The sequence below is a fragment of the Sphingobium sp. Ant17 genome, assembly GCF_000588875.1.
Classification (GTDB): domain Bacteria; phylum Pseudomonadota; class Alphaproteobacteria; order Sphingomonadales; family Sphingomonadaceae; genus Sphingobium.
This window is the reverse complement of sequence record NZ_JEMV01000133.1, coordinates 1-3,852: the sequence shown is the minus strand read 5'-3', so window position 1 is coordinate 3,852 and position 3,852 is coordinate 1. Positions and strand designations below refer to the sequence as shown.

The following is a 3,852-nucleotide window of genomic DNA, read 5'->3' as shown; positions in this document are numbered from 1 at the left end:
GCGAAAGGGCGGCACGCTSCCTGCGGTCGCGACCCACCCCTTCCCCCTCCCTTGAAAGGGAGGGGCTTATTCTCGTGCGTTACAACGCAGCGACAAACGTCTTATACGCCGCTTCGGTCATCAGCCCTTCCAGCTCGCTCATGTCGGTGATGCGCAGCTTGAAGAACCAGCCATCCTCTTCGGCATCGCTGTTCACCAGCGCAGGCTCGTCTTCCAGCGCGCCATTGGCTTCGACCACTTCGCCAGAAATCGGCGCATAGACGTCGGACGCGGCCTTGACCGATTCCACCACGGCGGCGTCATCGCCCTTGTCGAAGGTCGCGCCTTCGACCGGCAGTTCGACGAACACGATGTCGCCCAACTGCTCCTGGGCAAAGTCGGTGATGCCGACCGTGGCGATCTCGCCCTCGACGTCGATCCACTCATGTTCTTCGGTAAAATAACGGCTCATGATGATACTCCCGGAATGATTTGCTTGAAAATCATGATCACAAATACGGTCATGATGTGCTTGAAATCATGACCGACAAAAAGTCGGAACGAAAAATCAGGCAGCGCGGCGATAGCGATGCGGCACGAACGGCATCGGCGTGACGGTGGCGGCAATGCGCTTGCCACGCACATCGATCTCCAGCGCAGTGTCGAGCGCGCTATGCGGCAGACTGACCCAGCCCATGGCGATCGGCGCGCCAAGGCTCGGCGCAAAGCACCCGACGTCACTTCCCCGACCAGATTGTCGCCGACAAAGATTTGCGCGCCTTCCCGCGCGGGCAAACGCCCCGCGATCTTCAGGCCCACGCGCTTCGTGCCGGGGCCATCGGCCAGTTCCTTCATCACCCGGCCATGACCGATGAAGCCGCCCTCCGCGCGCCGACGCTTGCCGATCGCAAAGCCCAAATCGGCACCGATCGTGCTGACGGCAGGGGTCAGGTCATGGCCGTAAAGCGGCAACCCGGCCTCAAGCCGCAGCGAATCGCGCGCGCCAAGGCCGATCGGCTTCACCTGCGGCAACGCGCACAGCGCGTCGGCAAAGGCCTCGGCAGCGTCCGCAGGGAGGCTGATCTCAAACCCATCCTCGCCAGTATAGCCCGACCGGCTGATCCACAGCGCCACGCCGTTCCAGTCGAACGCCCCGCACTGCATGAAGGTCAGCGCTGCGGTGCCCGGCACCAACGCGGCCATCGCCTCGCCCGCCTCCGGTCCCTGCAACGCCAACAGCGCCTGCTCGTCCATATGGTTCATCACGACCTCGTCGGGCAGATGCTCGATCATCCAGGCCATGTCGTCATATTTGGTCGCGCCATTGACGACCATGTAGATCGCCGCGTCATCGAATGCGCCATCGGCCGGGCGCGCGACCATCAGGTCGTCGAGAATGCCGCCATCCTGATCCAGCAACATCGAATAGCGCTGGCGACCGGGTTTCAGCCCCTTGATGTCGCTCGGCAACAGCATTTCGAGCGCCTCGTCCACGCCCTCACCCGAAAAGCCGATCTGCCCCATATGGCTGACATCGAACAGCCCGGCATGTTCGCGGGTCCAGCTATGTTCGGCCATGATGCCATCATAGTGGATCGGCATATGATAGCCCGCAAAGCCAACCATGCGCGCGCCGCGTGCGCGGTGCCAGGCGTCGAGCGGCAGCGCTTCGAGGGGCAGGGCCTCTTCGAGCGTGGCTACATCATCATTTGAGTCATAGGTGGCGGTCATCGGACGGCCTTTCCGTGAGAGGGTTGCAGCGACGCTCAGCCCGGCCCGCACCGGACCGCTTATGTTCGTCACCCCCTCTGTCACGGGAACCTGAGAGCTTTGACCAGCGGCCTTGCGGCCACATGGCTTACCCCTTCGGTGGGACGAGATGACCCGTCCGCTTTCCAGAGTGCCTTGCGCGCGATGCGGTCCATTGGCCTGAGAGATTCCGGGGCGGTTGCTCCTTCGGCGACGGGGACGGCCTCAAAGGCCACCCATACTCTCCCGCATCATGCCCAGCGCCGAATCTTCGACGCCGGAGACAGTCAAGGCATTGCGACAAAGGACAGGGCACGTCAATCGGCTAAAAGATCCTCCCCTTGCGGGGGAGGTGGCTGACCGCAAAGCTCTGCATATCTCACCAACCCCACCCCGTTCGGGCTGAGCCTGTCGAAGCCCCCTTCCTTTCTTCAAGAAATGCCCTTCGACAAGCTCAGGGCGAACGGAAGAAGGATGAGCCTTCCCCCTAACCTACCCGAATATCTCCGCGTGGCGCTTCTCGGCATAGCGGTCCGTCATCCCGGCGATGAAGTCCGTAATGTGGCGGCTGCGCTCCGGTTCTTGCCTTACACATTCGTCGCGCCACTCGGGCGGCATCAGGCCGGGCTGCTCCTGATAGGCGCGGAACAGGTCGGTCACGACCACCCGCGCCCGGTCGGCCGCCGCCATCTGCACCGGGTGATGATAGAGCGTGGCATACATGAAGCGCTTGAGGTCGCGCTCCTGCGCCGCCAACTCCGGCGAGAAGCCAACCAGGGTGCGGCCCAACGCCCGCACATCCTCGACCGTTTCGACCCGCGACTCCGCAATATTCGCCCGCGTCGCCGCCAGCAGGTCATTGGCCATCACGCCGATCTGCTCGCGCACCAGTTCGCGCAGCAGGCCGTCCTGCGGCACGTCAGGATAGCGGGTCCGCACCCGATCCCAGCAGGACGCGACGAACGGCACCTCCAACAGCTGTTCCAGCGTCAGCAGCCCCGCCCGCAAGCCATCGTCAATGTCATGATTATCATAGGCGATATCATCCGAAATCGCCGCCAGCTGCGCCTCCAGCGAGGCATGGCTGGTCAGGTCCAGCGGAAACAGCGCATCCAGTTCGCGCATCGCCCAGTTGGGATGATCGATCGGCCCATTATGCTTGGCCAACCCCTCCAGCATCTCCCAGCTGAGGTTCAGCCCCTTGAAGCGCGGATAGGGGCTTTCCAGCAGCATCAACGTGCGCAGCGTATGGGCATTATGATCAAAGCCGCCATGCTCCTCCATCGCCGCCTCCAGCGCGTCCTCGCCCGCATGGCCGAAGGGCGGATGGCCGATATCATGCGCCAGGCAAAGCGCTTCGGTCAGATCCTCGTTCAGACCCAGCGTCCGGGCGGTGGTGCGCCCGATCTGCGCGACCTCCAGACTGTGGGTCAGGCGGACGCGGAAATGATCGCCATCGGGCGACACGAACACCTGCGTCTTGTGGCGCAACCGGCGAAAAGCGATCGAATGGATGATGCGGTCGCGGTCGCGCTGGAACATGTCGCGCGGCCCGCGCACCTCGCCGCTACGTTCGGCATGGAGCCGACCCCGGCTGGCGTCGGGATGGCAGGCATAGGAAGCAAGGATCGTCATGGGACGTCCTCTTACTGGCCGCCCAGCCTTTCGACCACCTCTCCCGCACTGCTTTTCCACGCAAAGGCGTCGCCGCCCGCAGCCTTGACCTTATCCTCCAGCGCCTTGGCGCGCGCGAAGTTGGGGAAAGGCCCGACCAGCAGGCGATTGGTCTGGCCCCAACCCGCGCTCCAGCCATCCTGCGCAGACAGGCTGTCATATTTGTTGCGCAGCGCATTGAGCGTGAAGGCTAGGCTCGACTTGCTCGTTCCGATGCCGATCTGCAACCAGTTGCGCGACGGGTTGTCGGCCAGCTTCTTCTTTTCTTCCGCTTGCCTTTTCGCCTTGGCGTCGGCTTCCGCCTTGGCCTTGGCGAGCGCAGCCTTCTTCACCTTGTCGGCGGCCGCCTGCCGCTCAGCGCGGCGCGCCGCCTGCAGCGCGGCGATTTCCTCCAGATCGACGGCAGCGACGCGCGCCTGTCGCTCCGCTTCGGGCACGTCGATCGCGCGG

General features: G+C 63.7%; 3 protein-coding genes, 1 pseudogene and 1 riboswitch. All 4 genes and pseudogenes read right to left on the bottom strand.

All coding sequences use genetic code 11. The features are described 5' to 3' along the window. Nucleotides 1-79: 79 nt before the first annotated feature. Entirely contained in the window at nucleotides 80-451 is a 372-nt protein-coding gene (gene gcvH / locus BF95_RS24565; RefSeq protein WP_037480119.1) for a glycine cleavage system protein GcvH, read from the bottom strand. Between the two features lie 96 nt (nucleotides 452-547). Then, nucleotides 548-1,710, bottom strand: a pseudogene (gene gcvT, locus BF95_RS24560) (glycine cleavage system aminomethyltransferase GcvT). 176 nt (nucleotides 1,711-1,886) lie between these two features. Further along, a riboswitch (glycine riboswitch) is annotated at nucleotides 1,887-1,987 on the bottom strand. A gap of 233 nt (nucleotides 1,988-2,220) precedes the next feature. Continuing rightward, nucleotides 2,221-3,363, bottom strand: a complete 1,143-nt coding sequence (locus BF95_RS24555; RefSeq protein ID WP_043155398.1) for a deoxyguanosinetriphosphate triphosphohydrolase — start codon at nucleotides 3,361-3,363, stop codon at nucleotides 2,221-2,223. Nucleotides 3,364-3,374: 11 nt separating this feature from the next. Then, nucleotides 3,375-3,852: SPOR domain-containing protein (locus BF95_RS24550; protein WP_043155395.1), on the bottom strand; the 478-nt coding region annotated here is incomplete at its 5' end.